The 17,913-nt window shown below is 53.2% G+C and carries 16 protein-coding genes; 9 read left to right on the top strand and 7 right to left on the bottom strand.

The window, feature by feature from the left end; genetic code table 11:
• Positions 1-7: 7 nt before the first annotated feature.
• The 6 genes from RT197_RS10625 to RT197_RS10600 form a co-directional block, all read right to left on the bottom strand.
• On the bottom strand, positions 8-337 hold the full coding sequence (locus tag RT197_RS10625) for a cytochrome o ubiquinol oxidase subunit IV (protein WP_312950155.1): 330 nt from the start codon (positions 335-337) through the stop codon (positions 8-10).
• The gene (locus RT197_RS10620; protein WP_312950152.1) at positions 337-951 is read right to left on the bottom strand and encodes a cytochrome o ubiquinol oxidase subunit III; all 615 of its coding nucleotides are present in this window, start codon (positions 949-951) and stop codon (positions 337-339) included. Before RT197_RS10620 ends, RT197_RS10625 begins: the two co-directional genes overlap by 1 nt.
• Entirely contained in the window at positions 951-2,933 is a 1,983-nt protein-coding gene (gene cyoB, locus RT197_RS10615) for a cytochrome o ubiquinol oxidase subunit I (RefSeq protein ID WP_312950149.1), read from the bottom strand. Before cyoB ends, RT197_RS10620 begins: the two co-directional genes overlap by 1 nt.
• A gap of 19 nt (positions 2,934-2,952) precedes the next feature.
• Positions 2,953-3,900 carry a cytochrome o ubiquinol oxidase subunit II gene (cyoA, locus tag RT197_RS10610; protein ID WP_312950146.1) on the bottom strand — a complete coding sequence of 316 codons (948 nt, stop codon included), beginning with the start codon at positions 3,898-3,900 and terminating at the stop codon, positions 2,953-2,955.
• 471 nt (positions 3,901-4,371) lie between these two features.
• The gene (ampG, locus tag RT197_RS10605; protein ID WP_312950144.1) at positions 4,372-5,832 is read right to left on the bottom strand and encodes a muropeptide MFS transporter AmpG; all 1,461 of its coding nucleotides are present in this window, start codon (positions 5,830-5,832) and stop codon (positions 4,372-4,374) included.
• 45 nt (positions 5,833-5,877) lie between these two features.
• The gene (locus tag RT197_RS10600; RefSeq protein ID WP_312950143.1) at positions 5,878-6,456 is read right to left on the bottom strand and encodes a lipoprotein; all 579 of its coding nucleotides are present in this window, start codon (positions 6,454-6,456) and stop codon (positions 5,878-5,880) included.
• 304 nt (positions 6,457-6,760) lie between these two features.
• On the opposite strand from RT197_RS10600, the gene bolA reads away from it, so the two are divergent.
• From bolA to RT197_RS10555, 9 genes are all read left to right on the top strand, one after another.
• Complete coding sequence (gene bolA / locus RT197_RS10595; protein WP_312950141.1) at positions 6,761-7,078, top strand: transcriptional regulator BolA; 318 nt, start codon at positions 6,761-6,763, stop codon at positions 7,076-7,078.
• 344 nt (positions 7,079-7,422) lie between these two features.
• A complete protein-coding gene (gene tig / locus RT197_RS10590; protein ID WP_312950138.1) occupies positions 7,423-8,721 on the top strand; it encodes a trigger factor in 1,299 nt (432 codons plus the stop codon).
• A 295-nt stretch (positions 8,722-9,016) separates the two neighbouring features.
• A complete protein-coding gene (gene clpP / locus RT197_RS10585) occupies positions 9,017-9,640 on the top strand; it encodes an ATP-dependent Clp endopeptidase proteolytic subunit ClpP (RefSeq protein ID WP_312950136.1) in 624 nt (207 codons plus the stop codon).
• Positions 9,641-9,769: 129 nt separating this feature from the next.
• Complete coding sequence (gene clpX / locus RT197_RS10580; protein WP_312950133.1) at positions 9,770-11,044, top strand: ATP-dependent protease ATP-binding subunit ClpX; 1,275 nt, start codon at positions 9,770-9,772, stop codon at positions 11,042-11,044.
• A gap of 184 nt (positions 11,045-11,228) precedes the next feature.
• Positions 11,229-13,583 (top strand): endopeptidase La, encoded by a 2,355-nt coding sequence (gene lon / locus RT197_RS10575; protein ID WP_312950130.1) that lies wholly within the window; start codon positions 11,229-11,231, stop codon positions 13,581-13,583.
• Between the two features lie 210 nt (positions 13,584-13,793).
• The gene (gene hupB, locus RT197_RS10570; RefSeq protein WP_002444653.1) at positions 13,794-14,066 is read left to right on the top strand and encodes a nucleoid-associated protein HU-beta; all 273 of its coding nucleotides are present in this window, start codon (positions 13,794-13,796) and stop codon (positions 14,064-14,066) included.
• Positions 14,067-14,259: 193 nt separating this feature from the next.
• The gene (gene ppiD, locus RT197_RS10565) at positions 14,260-16,131 is read left to right on the top strand and encodes a peptidylprolyl isomerase (protein ID WP_312950122.1); all 1,872 of its coding nucleotides are present in this window, start codon (positions 14,260-14,262) and stop codon (positions 16,129-16,131) included.
• A gap of 145 nt (positions 16,132-16,276) precedes the next feature.
• On the top strand, positions 16,277-16,651 hold the full coding sequence (locus RT197_RS10560) for a helix-hairpin-helix domain-containing protein (protein ID WP_312950119.1): 375 nt from the start codon (positions 16,277-16,279) through the stop codon (positions 16,649-16,651).
• Between the two features lie 106 nt (positions 16,652-16,757).
• Complete coding sequence (locus RT197_RS10555) at positions 16,758-17,171, top strand: YbgC/FadM family acyl-CoA thioesterase (protein WP_312950117.1); 414 nt, start codon at positions 16,758-16,760, stop codon at positions 17,169-17,171.
• Between the two features lie 43 nt (positions 17,172-17,214).
• On the opposite strand, the gene queC is transcribed toward RT197_RS10555, so the two are convergent.
• On the bottom strand, positions 17,215-17,910 hold the full coding sequence (gene queC, locus RT197_RS10550; protein WP_312950115.1) for a 7-cyano-7-deazaguanine synthase QueC: 696 nt from the start codon (positions 17,908-17,910) through the stop codon (positions 17,215-17,217).
• Positions 17,911-17,913: the final 3 nt, after the last annotated feature.

Below are 17,913 nucleotides of genomic sequence, written 5' to 3'. Positions count from 1 at the left end.
GCCGCTCTTAGTGAACCATCATGTTGTAGTTGAGGTTCCACATGATCCAGATTGAACCCACTACCAGGATAGCGATGATAATCACGGTAAAGACAAAGGCCGTCAGGTTCCAGCGCTCCTCAGAAGAGGTGTTCATGTGCAGGAAGCAGACCAGATGCACCAGAATCTGTACCACCGCAGTAACCAGAATGGTTCCGAGGATCGCACCGTGCGACACGGCACCGCTCATTACCAGCCAGAACGGGATCACCGTCAGGATGATCGACAGGATAAATCCTGTCATGTAGGTCTTTACGCTGCCGTGGGACGCGCCGTTGTGATCGGTTGAATGACTCATTACATCGCCCCCATCAGATAAACTACAGAGAACACGCAGATCCACACTACGTCCAGGAAGTGCCAGAACAGGCTCAGGCACATGATACGGGTACGGTTAGTGCTGGTCAGACCGCGACGCTTGATCTGGAACATCAGCACAGCCATCCATACCAGACCTGAGGTGACGTGCAGTCCGTGGGTGCCGACCAGCGCAAAGAACGCCGACAGGAAGCCGCTGCGATCCGGGCCATAACCTTCAACAATCAGGTGATGGAATTCATAGATTTCCATTCCCACGAACCCGGCACCAAACAGGAAGGTGAGGGCAAGCCAGGTGATGACCTGGCTTTTGTTGTTTTTGTGCATGGCGATCGCCGCCATGCCGTAGGTGATGGAGCTAAACAGCAGCAGGAACGTTTCGACCAGCACGAACGGCAGCTCAAAAATGTCCTTGCCGGTCGGACCACCCGCCGTGCCGTTGACCAGCACTGCGTAAGTGGCGAACAGGCACGAGAACAGAATGCAGTCGCTCATCAGGTAGATCCAGAAACCGAAAACTTTGTTCGATCCTGCATCGTGATGCCCATGATCGTGCGCATGGGCCGTAGTTTGGTTAAAAGTGCTCGTTGCCATTATTTCAGCCCTGCCTTAGTGATTTCATCGAAATGCTGGTTTTCCAGTTTTTCGACTTCCGCTACCGGCACGTAATAATCCACGTCTTCGTCAAAGCTTTTCACAATCCACGTAATGATCATGCCTGCGAAGCTCGCGATAGCCAGCCACCAGATATGCCAGATCATGGCGAAACCAAACAGCGTGGTGAAGGCAGCAATGATGATGCCCGCGCCAGTGTTTTTCGGCATATGAATTTCTTCATAACGCTCAGGCTTTTTGTACGCGTCGCCTTTGTCTTTCATTTCCCAGAAGGCATCACGTTCATGAACGTGCGGCACAACGGCAAAGTTATAGAACGGCGGCGGTGAAGAGGTTGCCCACTCCAGGGTACGACCACCCCACGGATCGCCGGTCAGGTCACGGTTCTGATCGCGGTCGCGAATAGACACGTAGAACTGAATCAGCTGGCAGAGAATACCGCAGGCGATAAGCGCTGCGCCGCCCGCTGCAATCATCAGCATCGAGTGGAACTGCGGATCGATCTGCTGGCTTAAGCGACGGGTCATCCCCATGAAGCCCAGCACGTACAGCGGCATGAAGGCCACGAAGAAGCCGATGATCCAGAACCAGAAGGCGCGTTTGCCCCAGGTTTCGTTCAGGGTGAAGCCAAAGGCTTTCGGCCACCAGTAGGTCAGGCCCGCGAAGCAGCCGAACACCACACCACCGATAATCACGTTATGGAAGTGGGCGATCAGGAACAGGCTGTTATGCAGCACAAAGTCTGCGCCCGGCACCGCCAGCAGTACGCCGGTCATACCGCCCACCGAGAAGGTGACGATAAAGCCGATAGTCCACATCATGGCAGTGTTGAACTGGATACGCCCCTGATACATGGTGAACAGCCAGTTGAAAATCTTCACCCCGGTCGGGATGGCGATAATCATGGTGGTAATACCAAAGAAGGCGTTGACGTTCGCGCCCGCACCCATCGTGAAGAAGTGGTGCAGCCAGACGATGAACGACAGAATGGTAATACAGACCGTTGCCCACACCAGCGAGGTGTAACCGAACAGACGCTTACGCGAGAAGGTTGCGGCGATTTCGGAGAACACCCCGAATACCGGCAGCACCAGAATGTACACTTCCGGATGGCCCCAGGCCCAGATCAGGTTGATGTACATCATCATGTTGCCGCCCATATCGTTGGTAAAGAAATGGGTGCCGATATAGCGGTCAAGCGTCAGCAACGCGACAGTGACGGTCAGGATCGGGAAAGAGACAATAATCAGGATGTTGGCGCACAGCGACGCCCAGGTAAATACCGGCATTTTGAACATCGTCATGCCCGGCGCACGCATACGCAGGATGGTGACGAAGAAGTTAATACCGGTCAGCGTCGTACCAATACCGGATAGCTGGAGACTCCAGATCCAGTAATCGACCCCAACGCTGGGACTGTACTCTATTCCCGAAAGCGGCGGATACGCCAGCCAGCCGGTCTGCGCGAATTCGCCCAGGCCCAGTGACAGGTTTACCAGGATCACCCCAACTACCGTGAACCAGAAGCTCAGGTTGTTCAGGAACGGGAACGCCACGTCGCGCGCACCGATCTGGAGCGGAACCACCAGGTTCATCAGACCGATAACAAACGGCATCGCTACGAAGAAGATCATGATCACGCCGTGAGCGGTGAAGACCTGATCGTAGTGGTGAGGCGGCAGGAATCCTGCTTCCCCGGCGGAGGCCAGCGCCTGCTGGCTACGCATCATGATGGCATCGGCAAAGCCACGCAGCAGCATGACAATCGCCACGATGACGTACATGATACCGAGTCGTTTATGGTCAACCGAAGTTAGCCACTCTTTCCATAACCAGGACCACTTACCGAAGTAAGTGATCGCCGCAACTAGCGCCAGACCCCCGACGATAATAGCCGCGATCGTAACCATGATAATGGGTTCATGGTACGGCACTGCATCCAGTGTAAGTTTTCCGAACATCGTTTTCTTCCTCGGCCCCTTAGTGAGAGGATTCCGCGTGGCTCATGTCCATGCCTTCCATGCCGTCGTGCGAGGTGTGCTCACCTTCCGGCTGGGTCATGTCCATGCTCTTCCCGTGGTCCATAAATTTGTTAATAACGTCTTTAAACAAATCCGGTTTCACGCTGGAGAAGTACTCCACTTTGTTATATTCGCTGGGCGCTGCAACCTTGTTGAACGTCGCCATATCGCTCATCGCGTTCGGAGACTGTTTCGCCTTCGCAACCCACTGATCGAATGCTGCACGGTCCGGTGTAGCGATAGCTTTGAACTTCATGCCAGAGAAACCTGGGCCACTATAGCTGGCGGAAATACCGTCATACGTGCCCGCTTCATTCGCGATAAGGTGCAGGTTGGTCTGCATACCCGCCATCGCATAGATCTGGCTGCCCAGACGCGGGATAAAGAACGAGTTCATTACGGAGTTCGAGGTCACTTTGAACGCGACCGGAGTGTTCGCCGGGAAGGCGATTTCATTCACGGTAGCAATGCCCTGTTCCGGGTAAATGAAGAACCATTTCCAGTCCATTGAAACAACTTCGATGGTAATAGGTTGTTCATCGTGAGCCAGCGGCTTGCTGGGTTCGAGCGCGTGCGTGGTTTTCCATGTCAGCACGGCAAGGAACAGGATGATCAGAATTGGCACTGTCCAGACCACCGCTTCCACTTTATTGGAGTGTGACCAGTTAGGGCTATACTTCGCATCTTTATTGCTCGCACGGTACTTCCAGGCAAAACCTACAGCCATCAAGATGGCGGGAATAACGACAATTAACATCAGGCCAAAAGCCGTCAGTATCAATGAGCGTTGCTCCAGTCCGATCTGTCCTTTTGGGTCAAGGAGTGCAGAATCACAGCCGCTGAGTAAAAAAGCGCCTGCAAATAATGACAACCCTCCCAAACTTTTATTGTATTTCCAAAGTCTCATGTAACGACCTCAATTCCACGGGATCTGGTGGCGTTTAAAGAGTATGGTCATTTTAAGGGAAGGTTACATTACTGTAAACATGAATGGAGCAGTGTCAGCTAAGTGTTACCGTCTTCTGCCGTACATGTCACACATGTTGCGCATTGTGTCTAAATTTCAACCAGTGCGGGGCGCATGGCGGGGGTTATAACGAAACAGGGAGGAAAGCGGGGGTGGAGAGGGCAATTGGTATAACCATTGCTTAAAAAACACAAATAATTAACAAATGCATATCAAATAAAAGACAATTAACACACCAAAAATTAATTTTTGTCCGGCTGAATCGGTTTAGGAAATATTATATTTCTGGCAACGTACCAATAATTTCCAGAAATCTATAACGCACAAAACAACAAATACTGACAAAAAAGAAAAAAGCGTGCGCCGTTATAATTACTGGTGGTAACTACAACGGCAAATAACATTTTCTTATCATTTAAGCGCAGGCATTTTGCGCAGCGCCAGGTAATCCAGCGTGGCACCGAGCAGTACGCCGCTCACCCCCAGACTTGCGCCGCACGACAGCAGCAGAGGAGCCGCCGCAATACTCATCGCCAGTGCGACCAGCCACAGCACCAGCAGCACGCAGCCCAGCATCAGTAGCCACAGGGCGAATCGATAAGCGCCGGTAAACTGTCTGCGCGGCAGGAAGTCTGCATGAAGCCGGGTATACTCCAGCGTCTGTCGGCACAGCAGCAGCAGTAACAGCCCTGGCACGGCAGCGACGACGCTGAAAAGATAAAACGTTGACCAGCCGTGCGTTTCAACAAACCAGCCTGCAATCGGTCCCACGTAAACCCGGCCAATCGCCGAAAGCGCAGAGAGCAGGGCGAACTGGGTCGCCGAGAATGAGCGGTTGCACAGGGTCATCAGCAGCGCGACAAACGCCGAGGTGCCCATGCCGCCGCACAGGTTTTCGAAAAACACTGCCGACGCCATGCTGATGATGTTTTTATCGGTAACGGAGAGCAGCCAGTAGCCAGCGTTAGAGACTCCCTGCAACGCGCCAAAAATAAGCAGGGCGCGAAACAGCGAGAGGCGCTGCATCAAAACGCCGCCGTACAGCGCGCCAATAATCGTCGCCAGCAGCCCCAGTGTTTTATTCACCATTCCGACCTGTCCGGCATCAAAGCCCACGCCGCGAATCAAAAACGGGGTAGTAAGGCTGAGCGCAAAGGCGTCGCCCAGCTTGTAAAGCACGATCAGCAGCAGAATTAGCCAGGCGTTATTGCGGCCAAAAAAATCCTGGAGCGGGGCAACTACCGCCTGTTCCAGCGTTTTCGGCACCGGGATGGCGTCGGTAGGTTCGGGGGCCAGCAGCGTGGCGACGATACAAGGGATTAACAGCGCCGCCATCAGCCAGTACATTCCCTGCCAGCCCAGCAGACGATCGGCCAGCCACAGCGCCAGCCCACCGGAAACCAGCATCCCCAGCCGGTAGCCGAGCACGCTGATTGCCGCGCCGGTGCCGCGCTCTTCGGCGGACAGGACATCCGTCTTCCAGGCATCAAAAACAATATCCTGCGAAGCGGAGCAAAACGCGATAACTACCGCCAGCGCCGCCATCCAGCGTAGCTGACTGGTCGGTTCCAGGAAGCCCATCCCGGCAATCGACAGCAGTAACAAACCCTGGGTGGCCAGCAACCAGCCGCGCCTGCGACCAAAAAGCGGCGGCGTGTAGCGATCCATCAGCGGCGACCAGAGAAATTTGAACACATACGCCTGACCGACCAGTGAAAAGATGCCGATGGTTTTCAGGTCGATATTTTCAACGGTCATCCACGCCTGAAGCGTGCCGGAGGTGAGCGCGAGCGGTAAGCCTGAGGCAAAACCCAGGATCAGCAGAATGGCAGATTTAGGCTGCCGAAAGAGGTGCAAATAGTGGCTGGACATCAGTGATGAGCAGCGACCCGGACGATACCGGGTCGCTGAACAGGATTAATGCGCGTTCTGTTTAACGAAGTCGTGAATGCTGGTGTCCTGCGCCATATCGGCGATGGTATCCGTCATTACGCTGTTAACAGCATCGGCAATATTTTTGTTGGAAGCCTGCAATGCGCCTTCAACGGAATAGTTAGCACGATAGTTTTTGGTCATCTTGTTGCCGTTTGCAGCGGTAGCAATGATGGCGATATCAGCTTTAGTAGAGATGTTGTAGCGCACGTTACCCTGGGAAACGTCTGCATACAGCTGATTGACGATGATTTGCAGATTGACCGCACCGTTAGGCCCAATCATATAACCGCGTGCGGTCATTTGTTTTTCCAGCACTTCCTGAAGCAGGAAGCGGAGATCGCGGGAAGCGGTCAGGGTGACCTGCTGATTATCGCGGGTCACTTTTGCCAGTGCCTGGTCAGGACGCTGGTCGGCACCGTTGATGCTCACTGTGACACCCATCAGGCTGGGATCCTGCTGCGGCAAGGCGATAGTCGGGGAAACGTCGATGGTGGTCGGCGGGGTGGCGCAGCCAGCCAGCATAAAGAGAGCCATCAATGGAAAGAGTAATTTTTTAAACATTTTTGAGTTCTCAGCGCATGGTTTACTTTTAAGAGAAAAATTGTCGCCATCATAACATTGCTAACAATTAGGGGAAGTAGTTAGCGCAGCTAAATTCACCACGCTGTCCGTTTTCTGACCTCTTCCCCTGTTAACTTACAATTCCCGTGATAAATCAGCGCCCATTGACCGTTAACTTCAGCCCTTTGGCGCAAGAAAGGGGGCGAAGGCTAATTTTTTGTTGTCAAAATGTAATGAAAGCGGTAAAAGCGGCTACGATTTAAAGGGATGGGCGACATCTCAACGTTGTCGGAGGGGTAAATTCATGATGATACGTGAACAAATAGAAGACAAATTAAGGGCAGCGTTCAATCCCGTTTTTCTCGAGGTTGTGGATGAAAGCTATCGCCACAATGTGCCTGCTGGTTCAGAAAGTCATTTTAAAGTCGTTCTGGTCAGCGACTGTTTTACCGGTGAGCGGTTTTTACAACGTCATCGCATGATTTACGGCACGCTTAAGACAGAACTTGCCTCAACGGTACACGCGCTGGCGCTGCATACTTATACACACAAAGAGTGGGAAGGGTTGCAGGATACCCTCTTCGCGTCCCCTCCGTGTCGTGGTGCAGGCAGCATCGCCTAGGAAATCCCATTTGCAACAGGCGGAACTTTTCCAGTATGTTGCTACTGAATATGTGAAAACGGCCTGCGGGCCGTTTTGTTTTGCCTGAATTTTGCGCAAGATGTCCAGTATTCAGACAAAAATTAGCCGTGAATTGTGAAAAGTGCCGCCGTGCGCGCAATAACCGTTCTCGACTCATAAAAGTGATGCCGCTATAATGCGGCGTCTAATTTTTCGGAATGTCTTCGGGATGATTCTGACGCAGGGAATGGGTTTCTGATTCGAGAGAACATCCCGGTACTGTGAAACATAAATATGCTTCCAGGTAGAGTTGACCGAGCACTGTGATTTTTTGAGGTAACAAGATGCAAGTTTCAGTTGAAACCACTCAGGGCCTTGGCCGCCGCCTGACTATTACAATCGCTGCTGACAGCATCGAGACCGCTGTAAAAAGCGAGCTGGTCAACGTTGCGAAGAAAGTACGTATTGACGGCTTCCGTAAGGGTAAAGTACCGATGAACGTCGTGGCTCAGCGTTATGGCGCTTCTGTTCGCCAGGACGTGCTGGGCGACCTGATGAGCCGTAACTTTGTTGACGCGATCATCCAGGAAAAAATCAATCCGGCTGGTGCGCCGAACTATATTCCGGGCGAATATAAACTGGGCGAAGACTTCACCTACTCCGTAGAGTTCGAAGTTTACCCGGAAGTTGAGCTGAAAGGTCTGGAAACCATCGAAGTTGAAAAACCGGTTGTTGAAGTGACCGACGCTGACGTTGACACTATGCTCGACACCCTGCGCAAGCAGCAGGCCACCTGGTCTGACAAAGACGGCGCGGTAGAAGAAGAAGATCGCGTGACCGTTGACTTTACCGGTTCCGTAGACGGTGAAGAATTCGAAGGCGGCAAAGCCTCTGACTTCGTTCTGGCAATGGGCCAGGGCCGCATGATCCCGGGCTTTGAAGACGGCATCAAAGGCCACAAAGCGGGCGAAGAATTCACTATCGACGTGACCTTCCCGGAAGAATACCACGCTGAAAACCTGAAAGGTAAAGCGGCGAAATTCGTTATCAACCTGAAAAAAGTTGAACAGCGCGAGCTGCCGGAACTGACCGAAGAATTCATCAAACGTTTCGGCGTTGAGGATGGTTCTACCGAAGGTCTGCGTGCTGAAGTGCGTAAAAACATGGAGCGCGAGCTGAAAGGCGCGGTCCGTAACCGCATCAAAACTCAGGCTATCGAAGGCCTGGTGAAAGCGAACGAAATCGACGTTCCTGCTGCCCTGATCGACAGCGAAATCGACGTGCTGCGCCGTCAGGCCGCACAGCGTTTCGGTGGCAACGAGAAACAGGCTCTGGAACTGCCGCGTGAACTGTTCGAAGAGCAGGCAAAACGCCGCGTTGTCGTGGGTCTGCTGCTGGGCGAAGTGATTCGTACCAACGAGCTGAAAGCTGACGAAGATCGCGTAAAAGGTCTGATCGAAGAAATGGCTTCCGCCTACGAAGATCCGTCAGAAGTGATCGAGTTCTACAGCAAAAATAAAGAACTGATGGACAACATGCGTAATGTTGCTCTGGAAGAACAGGCTGTTGAAACCGTTCTGGCGAAAGCTAAAGTCACTGAAAAAGCCACTAACTTCAGCGAACTGATGAACCAGCAGGCGTAATTTTCACCGCCTTTTGTTCGAAGTTTGTACAAAAGCCCGTCACCCTCCGGTGGCGGGTTTTTTTTGCCAGCGTTAATGCTCTGAAAGAGTGCCAAAACGGTATTTCAGTGTTAGCGTAACAGCAAAAGATTGTTATGCTTGAACCAGGGGGATGTCGACCCCATAAAGGGGAGACACGGTTAAAATTCTGTCTGATCGAGCGCCTCTAATGGTGAGGCAGCCTGAGGGATGAAGTGTATAATCCGTCTACAAGGTAACAATCGGCAGCTTTTTCAAATATATCCAGGAGACGGAAATGTCATACAGTGGCGAACGAGATAATTTTGCACCGCACATGGCCCTGGTGCCAATGGTCATTGAGCAGACCTCACGCGGCGAACGTTCTTTTGATATCTACTCCCGTCTGCTTAAAGAACGCGTCATTTTTATGACCGGCCAGGTTGAAGACCACATGGCAAACCTGATCGTCGCGCAAATGCTGTTTCTGGAAGCGGAAAACCCGGAAAAAGATATTTACCTGTACATTAACTCACCGGGTGGGGTGATCACTGCCGGGATGTCCATCTACGACACTATGCAGTTCATCAAACCCGACGTTAGCACCATTTGTATGGGCCAGGCTGCGTCAATGGGCGCGTTCCTGCTGACCGCAGGCGCAAAAGGCAAGCGTTTCTGCCTGCCCAACTCTCGTGTGATGATCCACCAGCCGCTGGGCGGTTATCAGGGTCAGGCTACGGATATCGAAATCCATGCGCGTGAAATCCTGAAAGTGAAAGGGCGCATGAATGAACTTATGGCACATCATACGGGTCAATCACTTGAGCAGATCGAACGTGATACCGAGCGCGATCGCTTCCTCGCTGCTTCTGAAGCAGTTGAATACGGTCTGGTAGACTCTATTTTGACCCAACGTAATTGATGCCCAGGCAGTAAGTGTGCCGCTATACTATAGCTACGGCGGCACAACGCTTGCGAAGCGGCTTGCGCTTAAGAATGGCATTTGCGTCGTGATGTGCGGCACAAAGAACTTAAAAAGAGGTTTTTACTCATGACAGATAAACGCAAAGATGGATCGGGCAAACTGTTGTACTGCTCTTTTTGCGGCAAAAGCCAGCACGAAGTGCGTAAACTGATTGCCGGACCGTCGGTGTATATCTGCGACGAATGTGTCGACCTGTGTAACGATATCATTCGCGAAGAGATCAAAGAGGTGGCACCGCATCGCGAACGTAGCGCATTGCCGTCGCCGCACGAAATTCGCCATCACCTGGACGATTACGTTATCGGCCAGGAGCAGGCTAAAAAAGTGCTGGCGGTTGCGGTATACAACCACTACAAACGTCTGCGTAACGGCGACACCAGTAACGGCGTAGAGCTGGGTAAAAGTAACATCCTGCTCATCGGCCCGACCGGTTCCGGTAAAACTCTGCTGGCAGAAACGCTCGCGCGCCTGCTGGATGTTCCGTTCACCATGGCTGACGCCACGACGCTGACCGAAGCCGGTTATGTGGGTGAAGACGTTGAAAACATCATCCAGAAGCTGCTGCAAAAATGCGACTACGACGTGCAGAAAGCCCAGCGCGGCATCGTTTACATCGATGAAATCGACAAAATCTCGCGTAAATCAGACAACCCGTCCATTACGCGTGACGTGTCCGGTGAAGGCGTACAGCAGGCGCTGCTGAAGCTGATCGAAGGGACAGTTGCTGCCGTTCCGCCGCAGGGTGGTCGTAAGCATCCGCAGCAGGAATTCTTGCAGGTTGATACCTCCAAAATCCTGTTTATCTGCGGCGGCGCGTTTGCCGGTCTGGATAAAGTCATTTCCCACCGCGTTGAAACCGGCTCCGGCATTGGTTTTGGTGCGACGGTGAAAGCGCAGTCTGATAAAGCGAGCGAAGGCGAACTGCTGGCGCAGGTAGAGCCGGAAGATTTGATCAAATTTGGTCTGATCCCGGAATTCATCGGTCGTCTGCCGGTCGTTGCGACCTTGAGCGAGCTGAGCGAAGAAGCGCTGATCCAGATCCTCAAAGAGCCTAAAAACGCGCTGACGAAGCAGTATCAGGCGCTGTTTAATCTGGAAGGCGTTGAGCTGGAGTTCCGTGACGAAGCGCTGGATGCTATCGCGAAAAAAGCGATGGCGCGTAAAACCGGTGCGCGTGGTCTGCGTTCTATCGTTGAAGCGGCGCTGCTTGATACCATGTACGATCTTCCCTCTCAGGAAGAAGTCGAAAAAGTGGTTATTGACGAGTCGGTTATCAACGGTCAAAGCAAACCGCTGCTTATCTATGGCACGCCTGAAGCACAGCAGGCATCTGGCGAATAATTAGCCAATCCATACAATCAGTTAATCAAAAAGGGGGGATTTTATCTCCCCTTTTATTTTTCCTTCAAACATAGCGTTGAATGTATGGGAATCATCCCCATATACTGAATCACATGTTAAAGATGCATGAAGCAAAGTCATGCCATCTGATTACCTGGCGGACACTAAACTAAGAGAGAGCTCTATGAATCCTGAGCGTTCTGAACGCATTGAAATCCCCGTATTGCCGTTGCGCGATGTGGTGGTTTATCCGCACATGGTCATACCCTTATTTGTAGGGCGGGAGAAGTCTATCCGTTGCCTCGAAGCCGCCATGGATCATGATAAAAAAATCATGCTGGTCGCGCAGAAAGAAGCATCAACGGATGAGCCGGGTGTTAACGATCTTTTCACCGTCGGGACCGTGGCCTCTATTTTGCAAATGCTGAAGCTGCCTGACGGCACGGTCAAAGTGCTGGTAGAAGGGTTGCAGCGTGCGCGTATCACCGCGTTATCTGACGATGGTGAGCACTTCTCCGCGAAGGCCGAATACCTTGAGTCGCCCGCGATGGACGAGCGCGAGCAGGAAGTGCTGGTACGCACCGCAATTGGGCAGTTTGAAGGCTATATCAAGCTGAACAAAAAAATTCCCCCGGAAGTGCTGACTTCACTGAACAGCATTGACGACCCGGCACGTCTGGCGGACACTATTGCCGCGCACATGCCGTTAAAACTGGCTGATAAACAATCCGTGCTGGAGATGTTCGACGTTAATGAGCGTCTGGAATATCTGATGGCGATGATGGAATCGGAAATCGATCTGCTTCAGGTTGAGAAACGTATTCGCAACCGCGTCAAAAAGCAGATGGAAAAATCACAGCGTGAGTATTATCTGAATGAGCAAATGAAAGCCATTCAGAAAGAACTCGGTGAAATGGATGACGCGCCAGACGAAAACGAAGCGCTGAAACGCAAAATCGACGCGGCGAAAATGCCGAAAGAGGCAAAAGAAAAAACCGAGGCCGAACTGCAAAAGCTGAAGATGATGTCGCCGATGTCAGCGGAAGCTACCGTAGTGCGCGGTTATATCGACTGGATGGTGCAGGTTCCGTGGAATGCGCGTAGCAAGGTCAAAAAAGACCTGCGTCAGGCGCAGGAAATCCTCGATACCGACCACTATGGCCTGGAGCGCGTCAAAGACCGCATCCTTGAGTACCTCGCGGTACAAAGCCGTATGAACAAGCTGAAAGGGCCGATTCTGTGCCTGGTCGGGCCGCCGGGGGTGGGTAAAACCTCGCTGGGCCAGTCCATCGCCAGAGCCACCGGACGTAAATACATCCGTATGGCGCTGGGTGGCGTGCGCGATGAAGCGGAAATCCGTGGTCACCGCCGCACGTATATCGGCTCCATGCCGGGCAAACTGATTCAGAAAATGGCGAAAGTGGGCGTTAAAAACCCGCTATTCCTGCTGGATGAGATCGACAAAATGTCCTCGGATATGCGCGGCGATCCGGCTTCTGCGCTGCTGGAAGTACTTGATCCTGAACAGAACGTGGCGTTCAGCGACCACTATCTGGAAGTGGACTACGATCTGAGCGACGTGATGTTTGTGGCGACCTCCAACTCCATGAACATTCCGGCACCGCTGCTCGATCGTATGGAAGTGATCCGTCTGTCCGGCTATACCGAAGACGAAAAGCTGAACATCGCCAAGCGTCACCTGCTGCCGAAGCAGATCGAGCGCAACGCCCTGAAAAGCAGCGAAATTACGGTTGATGACAGCGCTATCGTCGGCATCATTCGTTACTACACCCGTGAAGCGGGCGTGCGTAGCCTGGAGCGTGAAATCTCCAAGCTGTGCCGGAAAGCGGTTAAGCAGTTGCTGCTGGATAAATCGCTGAAGCACATTGAGATCAATGGTGAAAACCTGAAAGATTTCCTCGGCGTACAGCGCTTTGACTACGGCCGCGCGGATAACGAAAACCGCGTCGGTCAGGTCACCGGGCTGGCATGGACCGAAGTGGGCGGCGATCTGCTGACCATTGAAACGGCCTGCGTGCCGGGTAAAGGCAAGCTCACCTACACCGGTTCGCTCGGCGAAGTGATGCAGGAGTCCATCCAGGCAGCGCTGACCGTGGTGCGCGCGCGTGCAGAGAAGCTCGGCATTAACGGCGACTTCTACGAAAAACGCGACATCCACGTTCACGTTCCGGAAGGGGCCACGCCGAAAGACGGTCCGAGTGCCGGTATTGCCATGTGTACCGCGCTGGTTTCCTGTCTGACGGGCAACCCGGTGCGTGCCGACGTTGCTATGACCGGTGAAATCACCCTGCGTGGTCTGGTGCTGCCGATTGGCGGTCTGAAAGAAAAACTGCTGGCGGCGCATCGCGGCGGTATTAAAACCGTGCTGATCCCTTATGAAAATAAGCGCGATCTGGAAGAGATCCCGGATAATGTCATCGCCGATCTGGAGATCCACCCGGTTAAGCGTATTGAGGAAGTTCTGACTCTTGCGCTGCAAAACGAACCGAGCGGAATGCAGGTTGTAAGCGCAAAATAGTGACCTCGCGCAAAGAGCGTTAATAAAAACAGGGCTGGCAGGTGAATTCTTACTTGCCAGCCTTTTTTTGTATAGCTAATTTAGATTGCTGGTCTGGTATGTCATCGGCAACTGGTGTTGTAAGGGCATGTCAGTCCTGTTATAACTGCTGCGCGGTCGTACCATGAAGGATTCAGGTACGATATAAATTATAAAGAGAGGAAGAGAACAGTGAATAAATCTCAACTGATAGATAAAATTGCTGCAGGGGCTGATATCTCTAAAGCTGCGGCTGGACGTGCGTTAGATGCTTTAATTGCTTCAGTAACAGAATCTCTGCAGGCCGGAGATGACGTTGCGCTGGTAGGTTTTGGTACTTTTGCTGTGAAAGAGCGTGCTGCCCGTACTGGTCGCAACCCGCAAACAGGTAAAGAGATCACCATCGCTGCCGCTAAAGTCCCGGGTTTCCGTGCGGGTAAAGCGCTGAAAGACGCAGTAAACTGATCGTTTCCCATAAGGGAAGGTGACACAGTACGAGGGCGCATCATTTGATGTGCCTTTTTTATTTGTGAGACGGGTTTTCTGCTTTTGCTGCTGACAACGCCCCCGTTTTCTTGTCACAATACCTCCTTACGTGCAGGGTTCGTGTTATGCTGCGCGACGTATAAAGTCATCTACAGCGGAGTGTTGTTACACCATGATGGACAACTTACGCACGGCTGCTAACAGTCTCGTGCTCAAGATTATTTTCGGTATCATTATCGTGTCGTTCATTTTGACCGGCGTGAGCAGCTACCTGATTGGCGGTAACAATACTTATGCCGCTAAAGTTAATGGCCAGGAAATTGGTCGTCAGCAGTTCGAAAATGCCGTTGCCAACGAGCGCAATGAGCGCCAGGAACGGATGAAAGAACAGTTCTCCGAACTGGCGTCTAACGAAAGCTACATCAAAGATATGCGTCGTCAGGTGCTCAATCGCATGATTGACCAGATGCTGCTCGACCAGTACGCAAGAGAGCTGGGACTGGGGATCAGCGACGACCAGGTCAAAAAAGCCATCTTCGCCACCCAGGCATTCCAGGAAAACGGCCAGTTTAGCAATGAGCGTTATGTTCAACTGGTTAACCGGATGGGCATGAGCCCTGACCAGTACGCGCAATTGCTGCGTAATCAGTTGCTCACCCAGCAACTGATCAATGCCGTCGCCGGTACTGACTTCATCCTGCCGGGTGAAACCGATCAATTAGCCGCCCTGGTCGCCCAGCAGCGCGTCGTTCGTCAGGCGGTAATTGACGTGAACGCGCTGGCGGCGAAACAGCAGGTCAGCGATGCAGAAATTCAGGCCGCATACGACCAGAATAAAGACCGCTTTGTGGCCCCGGAACAGTTCCGCGTAAGCTACATCAAACTTGATGCCGCTGCGATGCCGCAGACCGTAACCGATCAGGATCTCCAGTCCTACTACGATCAGCATCAGGATGAGTTCACCCAGGCCGGGCGCTATCGCTTCAGCGTCATTCAGACCAAAACTGAAGCTGAGGCCAAAGCCGTTCTGGATGCGCTGAACAAAGGCGCGGATTTCGCCGCGCTGGCGAAAGAGAAATCTGCCGATATCATCTCCGCGCGTAACGGCGGCGATTTGGGCTGGATGGACGATGCCGGGCTTCTGCCGGAATTGAAAGACGCCGGTCTGAAAGAAAAAGGCCAGCTGTCAGGGGTGATCAAATCCTCCGTCGGTTTCCTGGTGGCTCGTCTTGACGACACCCAGCCCGCAGTGGTTAAGCCGTTCGCTGAAGCCCGCGACGACATTACCGCGAAAGTGAAGCAGGAAAAAGCGCTCGACGCCTACTTCGCCCTGCAACAGAAAGTCAGCGAAGCGGCCAGCAACGACAACGAATCGCTGGCCAGCGCCGAACAGGTTGCGGGCGTCAAAGCCGTGGAAACCGGCTGGTTCGACCGTAATCATCTGCCAGCAGAGCTGAACTTTAAACCGGTTTCCAATGCCATCTTCAGCGGCGCGTTACTGGGGCAGAACGGTGCGGGCAGCAACTCTGACATCATCACCGTTGATGGCGACCGCGCGTTTGTGGTGCGCATCAACGAGCACAAAGCCGAAGCCGTGAAGCCGCTGGCTGAAGTGAAGAACGAGGTAGTGGACACCGTCAAGCTTGAGAAAGCGATCCAGCAGGCGAAGCTGGATGCGGACAAGCTGCTGGCCGCACTGCAAACGGGTAAAGGCGATGACGCGCTGAAAGCGGCCGGTCTGAGCTTTGGCGAAGCGAAAACGCTTAACCGTAGCGCGCTGGACCCGGTAAGCCAGGCCGCCTTTAACCTGGCGCAGCCAGCCGCAGGTAAGCCGAGCTACGGCGTCGCCAGCGATATGCAGGGCAACGTTGTTCTGCTGGCGCTGGACGACGTTAAAGCGGGCACCATGCCGGATGAGCAGAAGCAGGCGATGATCCAGGGCATCACCCGTAACAACGCGGAAATTGCCTTCGAAGCGCTGATGAGCAACCTGCGCAAAGAAGCCAAAATTAAGATGGGCGATGTTATTGAGCAGCAACAATAACGAGGCGCATTCCAGAATTATGCAACGAGTTGCAACAAACAAAGGCCGCTTTCGCGGCCTTTTCCATTTTTAACATTCGCCATTTGTTTCCTGTTTTCCCTGCCGTTATCGTGGCTTCGCTGTCAACACACAAGGAGAATACAGCATGAAACGTGGAATCAAAGTCGCTCTTATCACCGTCGCCCTGGCATATGCCGGACTCAGCTATCAGGCCACTGCTGCCCAGTCCCCGGCTAAAGCGCAGGCGGTAAAAACCCAATCTGACGCCCAGCCCGCAACGCAGGTGAAAGCGCCGGAGGCGGCAAAGGCCAGCGATGACGAAGGAACCAGGGTCAACGTCAACAGCGCTTCTGCCGAAGAACTGGCCCAGGCCATGAACGGCGTCGGGCTGAAAAAAGCGCAGGCGATTGTCAGCTATCGCGAAGAGTATGGTCCGTTTAAGTCTCTCGACGACCTCCAGCAGGTGCCGGGGATGGGCAGCTCGCTGGTGCAGCGGAATCTTGCTCATCTGACGCTGTAAATTTCGCGCAATAAGTTGCACGGCGGCAAATTTTTGCCAGACTAAAGAGGTCATACCAGTGGTATGGCCTCTGTCTCCTTATTAAAACAATTAAGGCTTGTGCGCTATGCAAACTCAAATCAAAGTTCGGGGATTTCACCTCGATGTCTATCAGCACGTGAATAACGCCCGCTATCTGGAATTTCTGGAAGAGGCGCGTTGGGACGGGCTGGAGAACAGCGACAGTTTTCAGTGGATGACCGCAAATAACATCGCGTTTGTGGTGGTCAATATCAATATTAACTATCGACGCCCGGCAGTCTTAAGCGATTTGCTGACCATTACCAGCGAACTGCGCCAGCTTAACGGTAAAAGCGGCGTGCTCAGTCAGGTGGTGACGCTGGAGCCGGAAGGACAGGTGGTCGCCGATGCGCTGATCACCTTTGTCTGTATCGATTTGCAAAGCCAGAAAGCACTGGCGCTGGAAGGGGAACTGCGGGAGAAACTGGAGGCGATGATGCCGGGAGAAAGCGCCGCCTGAGGAAGCCACGTTTACGCCCGGCAGCGGGGCTGCCGGGCAGAAATTAATTCAGGCCGCTTTTGTTGCGCATGGCTGCGCTCACGCCGACTTTATCTGCCAGATAGTGGTTTAAGCCCTTAGCACGCAGGTGGCACGCCGCGCACTGTCCGCAGCCGTCGCCTTTGATGCCGTTATAGCAGGTCAGCGTTTCGCTGCGCACTAAATCCAGCTTGCCCCAATAATCCGCCAGCGCCCAGGTCTCGGCTTTGTCCAGCCACATTAACGGCGTTTCAAAGCGGATCTCTTTTGCCATCCCCAGATTGACCGCCTGATTCAGCGCTTTAACAAACTCGTCCCGGCAGTCCGGGTAGCCGGAGAAGTCAGTCTCACACACTCCGGTGATGACTGCTTCCGCTTTCACCTGATAGGCATAAACGGAGGCGAGGGTCAGAAACAGAATATTGCGCCCCGGCACAAAGGTATTCGGGATGCCGTCAGCGTCGGGTTCATAATCCGGCACCGGGATGCTGTCGCGGGTGAGGCTGCTCACCGCCAGTTCATTGAGCAGGGTAACGTCCAGCACTTTGTGCGCCCGTGCGCCCAGCTTCAGCGCCAGTTCCCGCGCGACGTCGATTTCCGCGCGATGGCGCTGACCATAATCAAACGTCACGCAGTGAACTTCATCATACTGATGCAGCGCCTGAATCAGGCAGGTGGTGGAGTCTTGTCCTCCGCTAAATACAACGACGGCGCGTTTCATGTT

Origin of the sequence: Superficieibacter sp., from assembly GCF_032071645.1 — a bacterium.
GTDB lineage: Bacteria > Pseudomonadota > Gammaproteobacteria > Enterobacterales > Enterobacteriaceae > Superficieibacter.
Note: the sequence above shows the minus strand (reverse complement) of the source record. Positions and strands in the feature narration are given on the sequence as shown.